The following is a 14913-nucleotide window of genomic DNA, read 5'->3' as shown; positions in this document are numbered from 1 at the left end:
ACGTATGAAAAAGACATATATCAATGGATTAGGTTGTATTTCGGCTCAAAAAACGTTTGACACTGTTTTTTTTGAAGAAGCAGAATTAAACGAAAATGATACTATTTTGCCACTAAAAACTCCCGTTTACAAAGATTTTATATCGCCTGTAGCTATTAGAAGAATGGCAAAAGGAGTTAAAAATGGAATTGTGGCTTCAACGCTTGCCTTGGGAGAAGCACAATTAGAAACCGTTGATGCAATTATTACAGGAACGGGAATGGGATGTATCGAAGACTCTGAAAAGTTTTTGAAAAACATATTGGATAATGGTGAGCAATTCTTGACGCCTACTTCTTTTATTCAATCGACACATAATACGGTTGGAGGCCAAATTGCTTTAGGAATGCATTGTAAAGCTTATAATTTGACATATGTAAATGGCTCGGTTTCTTTTGAATCGGCTCTTTTTGATGCCAAAATGATGATCGAAGAAGAGGATGCTTCAAGCATATTGGTTGGCGGAATTGATGAAACTGCCGATTATACCATGTCACTGTTTAGATTGGCGGGTTTTATAAAGAAAGAGAATGAAGGTCCGTATTCGATTTTAGAATCAACAACAAAAGGAGTAGTTTTTGGTGAAGGCGCTACTTTTTTTGTTTTAGAAAACGAAACTAAAGAAAATACAATTGCTGAAGTCTTGGATGTAGAAATCCTTAATAAATTAAATGTGTCGGAAGTTGAAAATAAAATCCTTTCTTTTCTGGCTTCCAATAGTTTAGAAATCACTGATGTCGATGCTGTATTGCTTGGATATAACGGTGATGTTGACTCTGACTTATATTATAAAAATCTGTCGAATACTACTTTTGCAAACACTCCACAAGTATATTACAAGCATTTGAGTGGGGAGTACGATACTGCTTCGGCATTTGGATTATGGGTTGGAACCAAAATTATCCAAACTCAAAATATTCCTGATATTGTAAAGCTAAATGCGTTGGACAAACAATCCTATAAAACTATTCTTTTGTACAATCAACGCAATGGAATTGACCATAGTTTCACTTTAATTTCGAGCTGTTGAAACATAAAATCGTAACAGTTTTTTTTATTTTAGTTCTAATACTGATGGCTTTCTTAAGCTTTTCTGCTGTAATAGAAATCAAGTATTTTGTGTTTGTTGGTTTTCTTTGGTTGTTGATTGTATTTTTGGGCTCTACGTTTATTGCATCAAATTATCATGTCAAAACATATTGTAATAATGCATTAGAAACCGAAAAAAAAATCGCCATAACTTTTGATGATGGACCGCATGAAATGACTGTTTTGGTTTTGGATGTTTTGAGAAAATACAATGCCAAAGCAACTTTTTTTTGCATTGGAAAAAATATAGAAGCACATCCTGATATTTTAAAACGAACAATAGCGGAAGGACATACAGTTGGGAATCATTCATATAGTCATTCTTCATTTTTTGATTTTTACAGGAAAGATCAAGTGATTGCCGAAATCAAACAAACAGATGCTTTGATTGAATCTGTTTTAGGGAAAAAGACAAGCTTGTTTAGGCCTCCTTATGGGGTTACAAATCCTTCAATTCGAAAAGCATTAGTAGTAACGAAACACAAAACGATTGGTTGGAATATTCGTTCTTTGGATGGTGTTATTAAAAAGGAAAATTTTCTTTTTAATAGAATTATAAAAAGAATTAAACCTGGAGGAATCGTACTTTTACACGATACATCAATTGAAACAGTAAACGTATTAGATCAATTGCTATCGTTTTTAAAAAAAAATAATTATACTGTTGTTCCTTTAGAAGAACTTCTAAATATAAAAGCTTATGAGAATTAAAAGTTTTCTATTACTGATCTTTTTGAATGTTTCTGTTTTCAAATCTTTTGCTCAAGAACAAAAAATGAGCGAAAATGAAAGTACAGTTTTCAAACAATCTGTTGCGGTAGTATCCAAAAAAATCAAAACGCTGAGCACTGATTTTGTGCAATACAAGCATCTTGATTTCCTGTCAAAAGATATTGAAACCTCTGGGAAAATGATTTTCAAGGAACCCAATTTATTACTTTGGCAATACAAAAAGCCATATAACTATTCAATAGTTTTTAAAAACGGAAAAATATTGATTAATGACGAAGGAAAGAAAAGCGCTGTAGATATTGGGAACAGCAAATTATTTGGAAAAATCAATAAACTGATTGTTGGAAGTGTGAGTGGCGATTTATTTGATGATAAGGAATTTTCTATTTTCTATTTTAAAAATAAAGATCAAAATATTACTAAGTTTATTCCAAAAGATGCAACTCTAAAAAAATACATTAAGCAAATTGAATTGACTTTTGATAAAGAAGATGCTACTGTTGTTCAGGTCAAATTATTGGAATCATCTTCAGATTTTACCCGAATTGTATTCAAAAACAAAGTAATCAATGCCAAAGTCGATGAAGCTTCTTTTACGAATTAGTTGTTTTCTAGTTCTTGTTTTATCATCTTGTTCAACAAATAAAGTGGTGCAAGATTATACAACTGTACCTCTGGAAAAAAAGTCTTTGGAAGTGCCTTATTTTGCCAATCCCACAATGGATTATGTTTACAAAGCAAATATTACGGTTTATGGAAATGAGTTAACGGGTATTTTTATAGCTAAGAAAATAAATGATACCACACATAGAGTTGTTTTTACAACTGAATTTGGTAATAAACTGATGGATTTTGAAATTTCTGAAACTGATTTTAAAGTCAATTTCATTCAGGAGGAACTGGACAGGAAAATAGTGATTAACACATTGACTAATGATTTTAGATTGCTTTTGCGAAGTCATTATGCCATAAGTGAACAGTTTAAGAATAACGAGAATAATGTTTATAAGGCATTAGATAAAAACAAAATGAATTATCTATTCGTTTCAAAAACAACAAATAAATTGAGTAAAATTGTAAATGCTTCAAAAAGAAAAGAAATAATAAACCTCTTTTATACTTCGGAAAAAGATATTTTTGCAGAAAAGATTGTTATTCAGCATCAAAACATAAAATTAAAAATAGAACTGAATTATTTTAACCAACAAGTCAATTAACTATTATGAGCTGGACTAATAAAATAACTAAAGGAATACTGATTTTATTTTTTGTTTTTTTTGGAATTGTACAAGCAGTTGCTCAGGTGAGTTTTAAACCGGGATTTAGGGGAGGTGCCAATTTCAGTCATTTTACTAAAGGGAATAGTTATTATGCAGATCCTTTTGATCCCAATCCTAGCCTCCCAAATGTTCACTATGAATCCAAAACGGATTTTTATATTGGTTTTTATGGAGCAATAAAATTGTCTAAATTTTATACGCTTCAACCTGAGATTGATTATTCGGGTCAAGGTTCAAATTATAGATCATCTACCAATAGTGCTGACTTGGATGTGGATTATTTGTCTTTTGAAGTTTTGAATAAATTTACTTTTGCCGATAGAATTAATGTTCATTTTGGACCAACACTTGATTTTGTAACCAATAAAAACTTCAACACGGATGCCAATGTGGATATGGCTTTTGTTTTGGGATTAGGTTTCAATTTCACACCAAATTTCGGAATTGAGGGGAGAGTAAAAAAAGGAATCATTCCGGTGTTCGATTTTAGTGATAACCATACCAACGTCGTATTTTCGATAGGAGGAACTTATACTTTTGATGTAAAATAAAGCTATGTTATTAAAAGATTTTTATAAAATAATTTCATTGGAAAATATTGCCGTTTCCAAATATAAGGTAATGATTCTAATAAACGAGGAGCACGATGTTTTTAAAGGACATTTTCCCGGAAACCCAATAATGCCAGGTGTTTGTATGATGCAAATCATAAAAGAGCTGACTGAGCAAATTACTGACAGTTCTTTGTTTATGCAATCATTATCCAATGTGAAATTTATGGCATTGATTAATCCTTTTCAAACCCCAGAATTACTTTTGGAGTTGGATGTTACCACAACAGAGGACAATTTGGTTAAGGTTAAAAATGTAAGCTATTTTGATGAAACTATCGCTTTAAAATTGAGCTGTGTTTATAGAAAAGTTTAAATTAATTAATGTATCAATTTTTAATTTTAGTCAGATGAAAACTATCTTTTTGGCTTTTTTTTTATTTCTTTTCAGTAGTCCTTCCATTACTGAAATAAGGAAATTGTATGCTACTGCTAATAACTCAGAAAATAATGCCAAAGAGTTTGCTGCAAAATTGAATGAGGTCAGCAAAGAGGATAATAAAACTTTGGTAGCCTACAAAGGCGCTTCACTGGCAATTCTTTCAAAACTGGAAAAAAAAGGTTCAGATAAGTCTAAAAAATTTAAAGAAGGTTCCAATTTAATTGAGTTTGCTGTCGCAAATGAACCCAACGCTATAGAAATACGAATGATTCGGTTGAGTATTCAGGAAAATGTTCCAAAAATTGTTAATTACAGAGGGAACAAAAAAGAAGACAAAAAGTTTTTATTGGAACATTATAAGGAGCAAACTGGGACTTTGAGGACTTATATAGGTGATTTTATTACACAATCAAAAAGTTTTACGGCAACCGAAAAACAGTCAATCAAATAGTTAAAAAGAATTGAGTAAATGCACACTAGTTTTCCCGAAATAACAGGTTTTGAACAATATAAAGTTTGTGTTATTGTGCCTACGTACAATAATCACAAGACTTTAAAGCGGGTTTTGGATTCGGTTTTGCAATATACTTCCAATGTAATTGTGGTCAATGACGGTTCTACGGACACCACCGTCCAAATTTTGGAATCCTATCCCAATTTGGTACAAATTCACCATTCCAAAAACAGCGGAAAAGGAATGGCGATACGCAACGGTTTCAAAAAGGCATTAGATTTAAATTACAATTATGCAATTACCATAGATTCAGACGGGCAGCATTTTGCTTCGGATATTCCTAGTTTTATTGAGACTTTGGAAACAAATTCTGATGAATTACTAATCGGTTGCCGAAATATGACGGGGGAGAATATCCCTAAAAAAAGCAGTTTCGGAAATAAATTTTCTAATTTTTGGTTTTGGTTTGAAACCGGAAATAGGTTAGAAGACACTCAGTCGGGCTTTAGAATGTACCCTTTAAGAAAAATCCCGAGGCGTTATTTTACCAATAAATTTGAGTTTGAAATTGAAGTTATTGTTCGGTCGGCTTGGAAAGGTATTCCGGTCAGGAACATTCCTGTTCAAGTTTTGTATGATCCACAGGAAAGGGTTTCCCATTTTAGGCCATTCAAAGATTTTACCAGAATTAGCATTCTCAATACCTTTTTGGTCACCATTGCCCTGATTTATATAAAACCGAGAGATTTTTTTCGAAAGCTAAAAAAAAAAGGACTTAAGAAATTTTTCCTTGAAAATATATTAGAAAGCAATGATTCGAATGGGCGAAAAGCTTTTTCGATCGCATTGGGGGTTTTCATTGGGATTTCTCCTTTTTGGGGGTTTCAAACTATTCTTGTCCTGTTTTTAGCGGTTTTGCTAAAGCTGAATAAAGCCATTGCTTTTGCCTTTTCTAATGTAAGTTTTCCGCCTTTCATTCCGTTTATTATTTATGGTTCGCTAAAAATTGGCAGTTATTTCATCACAAGTGATAAATCGTTGATTCTGAATATGGATATGACCCTTGCCGATATTCAGAAAAATATTGCTCAATATGTTGTCGGAAGTTTTATTTTGGCAACTTTTATGGCTGTTCTATTTGGTTTTACGAGTTATTTGCTATTATCTTTAGTTGATAATTATAAAAACAAAAAATAGCCTATGCAGAATTATCTGTACGATTTATATGCTTTCATGGCTAAACGAAAATTCCTTTCGACAGGTATAGTAATTGCTATGGCTTTGTTTTTGGGTTTCTTTGCTTCCAAAATAACGTTTCAGGAAAATATAAATCAATTGATTCCTTCCAATGATAAATCGGGAGTGACTTCAAAAGTATTGGATCAGGTTAATTTTGCCGATAAAATCACCATCATTGTTTCGACCAAAGGCAATGGTTCCCCAGAGAATCTGACGGAATATGCCAATGCCTTTATCGATAGTTTGGATGCTAAATGCAAACCGTTTGTGTCCAAAGTACAGGGCAAGATTGAAGAAGAAAATATTCAGGAGACCTTTGATTTTGTGTATGCCAATCTGCCACTTTTTTTGGATCAAAAGGATTATGAGCAAATTCAGAATAAATTACAGAAAGACAGTATCGCCTATAGCGTTGCCTCCGATTATAAATCCATAATTTCTCCTGCGGGATTGGTTTCCAAAGATTTTATTCTTCGGGATCCGCTTGGAATTTCATTTATTGCCTTGAAGAAATTGCAACAATTGAGTGTTGGAGATGATTTTGCGATTCAAAATGGATTCATATTAAGCAAAGACAAGAAGAATTTATTGCTTTTTGTGACGCCTAAATTGCAAACCAATGAAACGGACAAGAATACCACTTTTATTCATAATTTGGAGAAAATCAGAGTAGATTTGAATGTACAGTTCAAAGGAAAAGTGGAAATGACTTATTTTGGGGCGACACCAGTTGCGGTTGCCAACGCGACCCAAATCAAATCCGATGTGAAAAATACTTCTATTTTTGCGGGAGTTACGTTGGTTTTAATTTTGGCTTTTTTCTATAGAAACCTCACAACCCCGATAATCATTTTTATTCCGTCTTTGTTTGGAGCTCTTTTTGCTTTAGCAGTTTTGTATTTCTGTAAAGGGAGTATTTCGGCTATTTCTTTGGGTATTAGTTCTATTTTGTTGGGAGAAACTACTGATTATTCTATTTATGTTTTAACACATTTGAGAAATAATAAAGATGTGAAATTACTCTACAGAGACATTACCAAACCCTTGTTGCTTTGCGGTGTGACAACATCGATCACTTTTTTGTGTCTGTTTTTTATCAAATCTGAAGCTTTGCAGGATTTAGGAATTTTTGCGGGTTTGAGCGTGGTTTCAACATCCATTTTTTCTTTAGTTTTAATACCAGTTTTGTATAAGTCAAATGGTAAATTATTCGTTCCAAAGCCTAATGTTATTGACAAGCTTGGCACTTATTCCTATCATAAAAATAAATTTTTGGTTGGGTCAATGTTATTATTGTTGGTTGTTTCTCTTTTTACCTATTCTAAGGTTACTTTCAATAATGATCTTTCGGATTTAAATTTCATGACTCCCAAATTAAAAATGGCCGAGAAACAGTTGGAGCATATTGCTAATAGTGATTCGTCAAAATCTATTTATCTGGCCACTTATGGGAAGAGTTATGATGAAGTTGTTGCCAATAATAATCAACTTTTCAAGACACTGCAAAAGGACAAGAACGACAAAGAAATCTTGAATTTCAGTTCGATTGGGGGTATTGTTTTTTCGACAGAAGTTCAAAAGCAAAAGATAGCGGAATGGAATACATTTTGGAGTTCCCAAAAAAAATCAAATCTGACGCAAGCCTTAATCAGTGAAGGAAATCAATATGGTTTTAAAACGACTACTTTTGATAGCTTTTATGAATTGTTGGATAAAAACTTTGGTTCAATATCGATTCAGGAATTCCTCAAGGTGAAATCCTTTTTCTTGGATGAGTTTATCGCCCAAAAAGACGGATTTTATACCATTTCTACCTTAGTAAAGGTACCTAAAGTAAAAAGGGATGCTTTCGTAAACCAAATCAAAAAACAGCCCAATTTGGTTGTTATCGATAGGCAACAAACGAATGAAACTTTTCTTGGAACACTAAAAACAAGTTTTGAAGATCTTGTCAATTATTCTTTTATAGCCGTATTTTTTGTGTTGTTATTTGCTTTTAGAAAAATAGAATTGGCCATTATCAGCATTATCCCGATACTCATAAGTTGGATTTTTACCACTGGTCTTATGGGAATGTTTGGATTGCAATTTAATGTATTTAACATCATTGTCTGTACTTTGATCTTTGGAATAGGAGTGGACTACAGCATCTTTATGACATCGGCATTGCAAAAGGAATATACTTTTGGAAAAATCGAATTGCCAAGTTACAGAACCTCCATTTTATTATCGGTTGCAACCACAATTTTAGGAATTGGAGTGCTTATTTTTGCGAAACATCCAGCCTTGAAATCAATAGCTTTAATTGCGATTATTGGGATATTCTCGGCACTGCTGATCACCTTTATTTTGCAGCCTTTAGTGTTTCACTTCTTTGTTACCAATCGGGTAAAAAAAGGAAAAGCACCATACGGAATCAGACGATTATTGCATTCAACTTTTTCGTTTGCCTATTTTGGTTTGGGAGGCTTTTTATATTCGCTAGTGAGTGGGATTCTAATGAAAATCATGCCTTTTTCAAAAAAATCAAAACTGAGAGTTTTTCATTATATCTTATCTAAGTTTATGAAATCGGTTTTGACGAGCTATCCATCGATAAGGAGAAAAATTATAAATAACTCCAATGAAAAATTTGATAAACCAGCCGTAATTATAGCCAATCATAGTTCTTTTCTGGATATTTTGGCAGTAGGATTGTTGAGTCCCAAAATCATTTTTTTGGTAAGTGATTGGGTTTATAATTCACCTGTTTTTGGAAAAGTAGTTCGTTTGGCAGGTTTTTATCCCGTTTCCAGCGGTATGGATAATGGAGTAGAACATTTGCGAACCAAAGTGGTAGAAGGATTTTCTATTATGGTTTTTCCTGAAGGAACCCGATCTGAAGATAATTCGATAAAACGTTTTCATAAAGGTGCTTTTTATTTGGCTGAGCAATTGCATTTGGATATTGTTCCAATTGTTATTCATGGCTATTCGGAGGTTTGTCCAAAAGGGGATTTTATTCTCAATGGAGGGATTACCACCACGATTATTTTGGACCGAATTTCACCTAATAATCCGGGTTTTGGGAATAATGTGGCTGAGCGTACCAAAAAAATAAGCGCTTTCTTCAAAGAACAATATAGAATGTTACGTTTGGATTCTGAAGGGCCTAATTACTTCAAAACAAAGCTGATGAATAGTTATGCTTTCAAGGAACCACAGGTTATACAGGCGATAAAAGAAGATTTACAGCAACATTTGGAGTTATATTACAGCTTGAACAAATGGATTGATGCCAAAGCTAGAATCTTGCATTTTGTCAATGATTATGGACAATTGGATATGCTTATGGCTTTGCAGGAATCACAACGAAAAATTGATTCTATAATTATTTTGGATGAAAATAGAGCGGTTGCCCAATCAAATTATATCGTAAGGAAAAGAAAGATTCAGTATTTGAATCCAACGGAGCCGATTGTTTCGAAGAATTATAATGTTGTCCTTATTTCTGATGAAAATGCTTTTGTTAGTCTGGAAACAATTTGTAATTTGGCTACAATCGTTATTTTGTTGAAATGCAATGGTTTAAAAGAGTTAGTTTTGAATTTTGGATTTGAAATTACCATTGATATTGAAAACTTGATTGTTCTAAATAGGAATATATAATGAAATCATCATTAGCATTAAGTTTAGAAGTTCAGTAAGTTTTTTTTTGAATATTAAAGACATTGAAAATAAATAATTAGTATGGAATTCCCTGAAATATCAGAATACAAGCCAAGTTTCCAAAAATATATTGACCTAATAGACAATGGAAATTTTTTTGAACAGTTTGACAGTATCACAAATGAAACGGTTGAATTATTCAAATCAATTAGTAAAGACAAATTAAATTATAGGTATGCAGAAGACAAGTGGACAATAAAGGACTTGTTTATGCATATTATTGATACTGAAAGAGGATTTTCTTATGGAGCAATTGTATGTATAAGAAATGACGATAAAACGTTATTATATGGAATGAATGATGAACATTACGCAAAAAACGTAAATGTGACAAATAGAGATATTGAAAGTATGATTGAAGAATTTAAAATTGTTAGAAGGGGATTTAGGTTTTTATTTGAAAATTGTACAGAGGAACAAGTAGCATTCTTAGGGAACGGAGTTAAGCATAAAATTTCAGCAAGAGCATTAGGTTACATTTCTTTAGGACATACAAAACATCATGTGAATATTATTAAAGAAAGATATTTAAACAAATAAAAATGCGCAAAATCAGTTGCAGTATAGTGATATTTGCGAAAGCAGATACAAATAGAAAAGAAGTAATAACATAATAACTACTGATAAATAAATTTCCCATCAATGAAAATGAAAAAACGCTATGACGTAGTTGTAATAGGAAGCGGTTTGGGCGGACTTGTTTCGGCTGTCATATTGGCCAAAGAAGGCTATAGTGTTTGCGTGTTGGAAAAAAACAATCAATACGGAGGGAATCTGCAAACCTTTGTGCGCGACAAAACGATTTTTGATACTGGAATTCATTACATCGGAGGATTGGCTGAAGGCGAGAATCTACATCAATATTTCAAGTATATCGGAATTATGGATGGCTTGAATCTCAAAAAAATGGATGAGGATGGATATGACATGATTTCTTTCGAGGATCATGAACAAGAATTTCCACATGCTCAGGGATATGATAATTTTAAAAAACAATTGATTCAATTTTTTCCAGAAGAAAAAGAAGCAATTGAGAAATATTGCGAAGCAATAATAAAAACTTGTGATCGATTTCCGCTTTATAATTTAAGATCGGAAGGGAAATATGACAATGATATTTTGGCAATAAATGCAAAAGAATTCATTGATGGATTGACCGAAAATAAAATATTGCGGGCTGTTTTTGCGGGCAGCAATTTTTTATATGCAGGAATGGGAGACAAATCCCCTTTTTATGTCCATGCATTGACGGTGAATACGTATATGCAAAGTGCTTGGCGATGCGTTAATGGAGGTAGTCAAATAACAAAACAGTTAATTAAAGAGCTGAAAAAATACGGTGGTGTTGCTTTTAAATATAAAGAAGTTTTTGAGTTAAGTGTTGAAGATAACGCTGTCGCAAAAGCGAAAATGAAAGACGGTCTAAGTGTTTCTGCCCAATATTTCATATCGAATATTGAGCCAAAAACCACTTTGAAAATGGCAGGAGAAGATCATTTTAGAAAAGCTTTTATCAATAGAGTTTCCAGTTTAGAGGGTGGTGTTTCGGCATTTAGTTTGTATATCGTCTTTAAACCAAAGACTTTTAAATACCTTAATCGAAATTATTACCACTTCAAGAATAGTGGTGATGTTTGGACTGCTCAGGATTATACTGACGAAACTTGGCCAAAAGCGTTTCTGGCTTCGGCTAATGCTCCTAAAAAGGATGATGGTTGGGCCGAAGGAATGACTTTTATTGCCTACATGAAATTTTCGGATGTGGAAGTTTGGAAAAATACCTTCAACACAATTGCTGAAGAGAACGAAAGAGGCGAGAGTTATGAAGCTTTCAAAACGCGTAAAACCGAGCGTTTTCTAGAAGCAATAGAGAAGAAGTTCCCTGGAATCAAAAAATGTATAAAATCTGTGCATACCTCTACGCCATTGTCTTACAGGGATTATATTGGTGGCCATAACGGGAATATGTATGGTTATGAGAAAGATTCCAATAACCCAATGAAAACTTTTATTCCTTCGAAAACTAAATTAGATAATCTTTATCTAACAGGACAAAGTATTAATATGCATGGTGTTTTAGGAGTAACGATTGGTGCGGTTGTAACCTGCTCGGAGATTATAGGCAGAGAATATTTAGTCAATAAAATTAATCAAAATACGGATTGATGATAAATTGAGGTGTATGAAGAAATATATTGACCATATTGCTTTCATCGTTTTAGCTTTTGCAGTCACGTCTTGTGGCACCTCAAAATCAATGCACCATACGCCAGAAATAACAAGTTTTAACAACACCATTCCCGCAGTCACAAAACAATCCAGCACTACTTTTTACACTGGAAATAATTTTTTACTTAAAAATAAACAAAACCTTTGGGAACTCTATGTTGAAGGCGATCCATTGGAACGAGGTTTGGCAATAGGTAGTTTGACAGATTCTTTATTAAAAAAACAAGAGCATGTTTTTTTTGATAGAGTTAATATTTTGATTCCATCCCGTTTTAAAAGAAGTATAGTGATGGACTTTGTAGATTGGTACAATCGGAAATTGTATTTGAATGTGGAGAATGAGTATCAAACAGAGATTTATGGACTTTCCCGATATTCACCAAAGGATTTAGACTATGTGGCTCCCAATTTTTTAAGGGATATGTATTTGCATGGTGCTCATGATATTGGTCATGCCGTTCAAGATTTGGGTATCGTAGGTTGTACTTCTTTTGCCGTTTGGGGTGACAAAACGGACGACGGAAGTTTACTGCTCGGTCGAAATTTCGATTTTTACGCAGGTGATGCTTTCGCAAAAGATAAAATAGTTGCTTTTGTTCATCCAAAAGAAGGATATCCATTTATGATGGTAACTTGGCCGGGGATGATAGGAGTTTGTTCGGGGATGAATGCAGAGGGATTGATACTGACAATCAATGCTGCAAAATCTAAAATTCCTTTGAGTGCCAAAACGCCCATTTCTATAGTGACACGGGAAATATTGCAATATGCCAGAACCATTGATGAAGCAATTGCAATTGCCAAAAAGAAAAAAGTATTTGTATCCGAATCGATTATGGTGGGAAGTGCCAATGATAATAAAGCCGTTTTGATTGAAATTGCGCCAAATAATTTAGGTGTTTTTGAGGTTTCGAATGGCAATCAGTTGGTTTGTTCCAATCATTTTCAGAGTGATGCTTTAAAAGGAAACAAACGAAATGTTGAGCAAATAAAAAATAGCCATTCCCAATACCGTTTTGATCGAATGACTCAATTATTGAATGAAAATCCAAAAATTACTCCTCAAATTGCCGTTGACATACTCCGAAACAAAGAAGGGATAAATAATCAGCCTTTGGGATACGGGAACGATAAAGCATTAAACCACTTATTGGCACATCACGGAATTGTGTTTCAACCCTCGAAACGATTGGTTTGGGTATCGGCAAGTCCCTATCAATTGGGTGAATTTGTCTGTTATGATTTGTCTGCCATTTTTAAAAACAGAAAAGTAAATGACAGTATAGTTTCATTAGAAGATGAAACTAGAAATATTGCCAAGGATCCATTTCTGGAAACGGTTGCCTATCAAAACTATGAGCAGTTTAGAGTAGAGGATAAAAAAATGGACCTCTTTTTAAAAAATAAAGAAGATTTTCCATCCGATTTTATTAGATATTATCAATCTTTAAATCCTGATTATTGGGTTGTTTATTATAAAGTAGGATTGTACTTTTATCAAAATAAAAAATATGCTTTGGCTCAAGAGCAATTTGAAAGAGCATTGACCAAAGAAATCAGCACCTTGCCTGAAAAAGACGAGATTGCCAATTATTTAAAGAAAATTAAACGAAAACGATAATGATTCCAAAGATAGAAATAGCAACTACAGCCGAAATAAAATCGTTTCAAGAGCAAAAATTAGCAAAACTTTTAAGCTACGTGAACGCCAATTCTCCTTTTTACAGTTCGCTTTTTTCTAAAAACAATATTGATATTTCGAATATAAAAACAATTGAGGATCTGACTCAGTTGCCCGTTACCACCAAAGAAGATCTGCAAAAGCACAATGACAATTTTTTATGTGTTCCAGCAAATAAAATCATTGATTATGCCACTACATCTGGTACTTTGGGAGATCCTGTAACTTTTGGGTTAACCGACAGTGATTTGGACAGATTGGCTTATAATGAAGCTATTTCGTTTGATTGTGCAGGAATAAAAGAAGGTGATATTGTGCAGTTGATGACGACAATTGACCGTCGTTTTATGGCAGGATTGGCTTATTTTTTGGGTCTTCGAAAAATGAAAGTAGGAGTCATTCGTGTTGGTGCCGGAATTCCGGAATTGCAATGGGATTCTATTTTAAAATACAAACCAACTTATTTAATCACGGTTCCTTCCTTTTTGCTGAAAATGATTGAATATGCCGAAAAGCATAATATTGATTTAAATAATTCCAGTGTAAAGGGAGCTATTTGTATTGGCGAATCACTTAGAAATCAGGATTTCACGATGAATGCGCTGTCCAAAAAAATATCGGACAAATGGAAAATTAAGTTGTTCTCCACTTACGCTTCCACTGAGATGAGTACAGCCTTTACCGAATGTGAACATGGAGTAGGTGGTCATCATCATCCAGAATTGATTATTGTGGAAGTATTGGATGAAAATAATAATCCCGTAAAAAATGGAGAATCAGGGGAATTAACCTTTACCACTTTGGGGATTGAAGCTATGCCTTTGGTTCGTTTTAAAACGGGTGATATTGTTCAACTTCACACTGATCCTTGCCAATGTGGACGAAATACATTGCGGGTAGGACCTGTTATCGGAAGAAAACAGCACATGATAAAATACAAGGGAACGACTTTGTACCCACCCGCAATGCATGATGTTTTGAATGATTTTGATACTATAGAAAGTTACATCATTGAAATTACAACCAATGATTTGGGAACCGATGAGATTCTGATCAAGATTGCGGTAAAAGACCCAACACCAATTTTTCTGCAGGAATTAAAAGATCATTTTAGAGCTAAATTGCGCGTAACTCCCAAAATTGAATTCACTACAAATGAAGTGCTAAAAGCCATCATTTTCAATCCAATGAGCAGAAAACCAATTCACTTTTTTGATAATAGAAAGAGTGTTATTTAATCAAAAACTTCAATTTTAAATCCAGCTTTTTGAACTGTTTCGATAATTTCGCTTTTGGAAATTCCATTAGCTATAACCGACAGGATTTTATCTTTATTTGTTGTATCAACAACCCATTTTTCAATCCCATCGGTAATATCAAGAACAGGAGTTACTTTGGCTACACAGCCACCACAGTTTATATTTGTTTTAAAAACAAAAGTTTCTTTTTCGTTTGATTTAGAGTTCATT

At 33.4% G+C, this 14913-nt stretch carries 14 protein-coding genes; 13 read left to right on the top strand and 1 reads right to left on the bottom strand.

What is annotated here, in order from left to right:
• The first annotated feature begins 4 nt into the window (after window positions 1-4).
• From AC1DY0_RS15505 to flxY, 13 genes are all read left to right on the top strand, one after another.
• Window positions 5-1069 (top strand): beta-ketoacyl synthase chain length factor, encoded by a 1065-nt coding sequence (locus AC1DY0_RS15505; RefSeq protein WP_477189489.1) that lies wholly within the window; start codon window positions 5-7, stop codon window positions 1067-1069.
• Window positions 1070-1113: 44 nt separating this feature from the next.
• A complete protein-coding gene (locus tag AC1DY0_RS15500; RefSeq protein WP_477189488.1) occupies window positions 1114-1839 on the top strand; it encodes a polysaccharide deacetylase family protein in 726 nt (241 codons plus the stop codon).
• Window positions 1829-2464 (top strand): flexirubin biosynthesis/transport protein LolA2, encoded by a 636-nt coding sequence (lolA2, locus tag AC1DY0_RS15495; protein WP_477189487.1) that lies wholly within the window; start codon window positions 1829-1831, stop codon window positions 2462-2464. Before AC1DY0_RS15500 ends, lolA2 begins: the two co-directional genes overlap by 11 nt.
• Window positions 2430-3077, top strand: coding sequence for a flexirubin biosynthesis protein LolB2 (lolB2, locus tag AC1DY0_RS15490; RefSeq protein ID WP_477189486.1), 648 nt, complete (start codon window positions 2430-2432; stop codon window positions 3075-3077). The genes lolA2 and lolB2 overlap by 35 nt, the downstream gene beginning before the upstream one ends.
• Window positions 3078-3082: 5 nt before the next feature.
• Window positions 3083-3691 (top strand): outer membrane beta-barrel protein, encoded by a 609-nt coding sequence (locus AC1DY0_RS15485; protein WP_477189485.1) that lies wholly within the window; start codon window positions 3083-3085, stop codon window positions 3689-3691.
• Window positions 3692-3695: 4 nt separating this feature from the next.
• Complete coding sequence (locus AC1DY0_RS15480; RefSeq protein ID WP_477189484.1) at window positions 3696-4067, top strand: ApeI family dehydratase; 372 nt, start codon at window positions 3696-3698, stop codon at window positions 4065-4067.
• A gap of 34 nt (window positions 4068-4101) precedes the next feature.
• Complete coding sequence (locus AC1DY0_RS15475) at window positions 4102-4584, top strand: hypothetical protein (protein ID WP_477189483.1); 483 nt, start codon at window positions 4102-4104, stop codon at window positions 4582-4584.
• Between the two features lie 18 nt (window positions 4585-4602).
• Window positions 4603-5784, top strand: coding sequence for a DUF2062 domain-containing protein (locus tag AC1DY0_RS15470; RefSeq protein ID WP_477189482.1), 1182 nt, complete (start codon window positions 4603-4605; stop codon window positions 5782-5784).
• Window positions 5785-5787: 3 nt separating this feature from the next.
• Entirely contained in the window at window positions 5788-9474 is a 3687-nt protein-coding gene (locus AC1DY0_RS15465) for an MMPL family transporter (RefSeq protein ID WP_477189481.1), read from the top strand.
• An 81-nt stretch (window positions 9475-9555) separates the two neighbouring features.
• Window positions 9556-10074 carry a DinB family protein gene (locus AC1DY0_RS15460; protein ID WP_477189480.1) on the top strand — a complete coding sequence of 173 codons (519 nt, stop codon included), beginning with the start codon at window positions 9556-9558 and terminating at the stop codon, window positions 10072-10074.
• A 108-nt stretch (window positions 10075-10182) separates the two neighbouring features.
• On the top strand, window positions 10183-11700 hold the full coding sequence (locus tag AC1DY0_RS15455) for a phytoene desaturase family protein (protein WP_477189545.1): 1518 nt from the start codon (window positions 10183-10185) through the stop codon (window positions 11698-11700).
• Window positions 11701-11716: 16 nt separating this feature from the next.
• Window positions 11717-13384: a C45 family autoproteolytic acyltransferase/hydolase gene (locus tag AC1DY0_RS15450; RefSeq protein ID WP_477189479.1), complete on the top strand. Its 1668-nt coding sequence runs from the start codon at window positions 11717-11719 to the stop codon at window positions 13382-13384.
• Window positions 13384-14682, top strand: coding sequence for a flexirubin biosynthesis putative acyl-CoA ligase FlxY (flxY, locus tag AC1DY0_RS15445; RefSeq protein ID WP_477189478.1), 1299 nt, complete (start codon window positions 13384-13386; stop codon window positions 14680-14682). Before AC1DY0_RS15450 ends, flxY begins: the two co-directional genes overlap by 1 nt.
• Here the strand turns inward: flxY and AC1DY0_RS15440 are convergent.
• On the bottom strand, window positions 14679-14912 hold the full coding sequence (locus AC1DY0_RS15440) for a heavy-metal-associated domain-containing protein (RefSeq protein WP_477189477.1): 234 nt from the start codon (window positions 14910-14912) through the stop codon (window positions 14679-14681). The genes flxY and AC1DY0_RS15440 overlap by 4 nt on opposite strands.
• Window position 14913: the final 1 nt, after the last annotated feature.

This window comes from Flavobacterium sp. P1_E4 (assembly GCF_056405915.1).
The sequence above is the reverse complement of the archived record's forward strand: the minus strand, read 5'-3'. Positions and strand labels throughout refer to the sequence as shown.

Bases quoted from the DNA above. Each gene is read 5' to 3' on its own strand.
- AC1DY0_RS15450 (WP_477189479.1), top strand. From the start codon at position 11,717: ATGAAGAAATATATTGACCATATTGCTTTCATCGTTTTAGCTTTTGCA.
- AC1DY0_RS15480 (WP_477189484.1), top strand. From the start codon at position 3,696: ATGTTATTAAAAGATTTTTATAAAATAATTTCATTGGAAAATATTGCC.
- AC1DY0_RS15460 (WP_477189480.1), top strand. From the start codon at position 9,556: ATGGAATTCCCTGAAATATCAGAATACAAGCCAAGTTTCCAAAAATAT.
- AC1DY0_RS15440 (WP_477189477.1), bottom strand. From the start codon at position 14,912: ATGAACTCTAAATCAAACGAAAAAGAAACTTTTGTTTTTAAAACAAAT.
- AC1DY0_RS15485 (WP_477189485.1), top strand. From the start codon at position 3,083: ATGAGCTGGACTAATAAAATAACTAAAGGAATACTGATTTTATTTTTT.
- lolA2 (WP_477189487.1), top strand. From the start codon at position 1,829: ATGAGAATTAAAAGTTTTCTATTACTGATCTTTTTGAATGTTTCTGTT.
- AC1DY0_RS15505 (WP_477189489.1), top strand. From the start codon at position 5: ATGAAAAAGACATATATCAATGGATTAGGTTGTATTTCGGCTCAAAAA.
- AC1DY0_RS15500 (WP_477189488.1), top strand. From the start codon at position 1,114: ATGGCTTTCTTAAGCTTTTCTGCTGTAATAGAAATCAAGTATTTTGTG.
- flxY (WP_477189478.1), top strand. From the start codon at position 13,384: ATGATTCCAAAGATAGAAATAGCAACTACAGCCGAAATAAAATCGTTT.
- AC1DY0_RS15465 (WP_477189481.1), top strand. From the start codon at position 5,788: ATGCAGAATTATCTGTACGATTTATATGCTTTCATGGCTAAACGAAAA.
- AC1DY0_RS15475 (WP_477189483.1), top strand. From the start codon at position 4,102: ATGAAAACTATCTTTTTGGCTTTTTTTTTATTTCTTTTCAGTAGTCCT.
- AC1DY0_RS15470 (WP_477189482.1), top strand. From the start codon at position 4,603: ATGCACACTAGTTTTCCCGAAATAACAGGTTTTGAACAATATAAAGTT.
- lolB2 (WP_477189486.1), top strand. From the start codon at position 2,430: ATGCCAAAGTCGATGAAGCTTCTTTTACGAATTAGTTGTTTTCTAGTT.
- AC1DY0_RS15455 (WP_477189545.1), top strand. From the start codon at position 10,183: ATGAAAAAACGCTATGACGTAGTTGTAATAGGAAGCGGTTTGGGCGGA.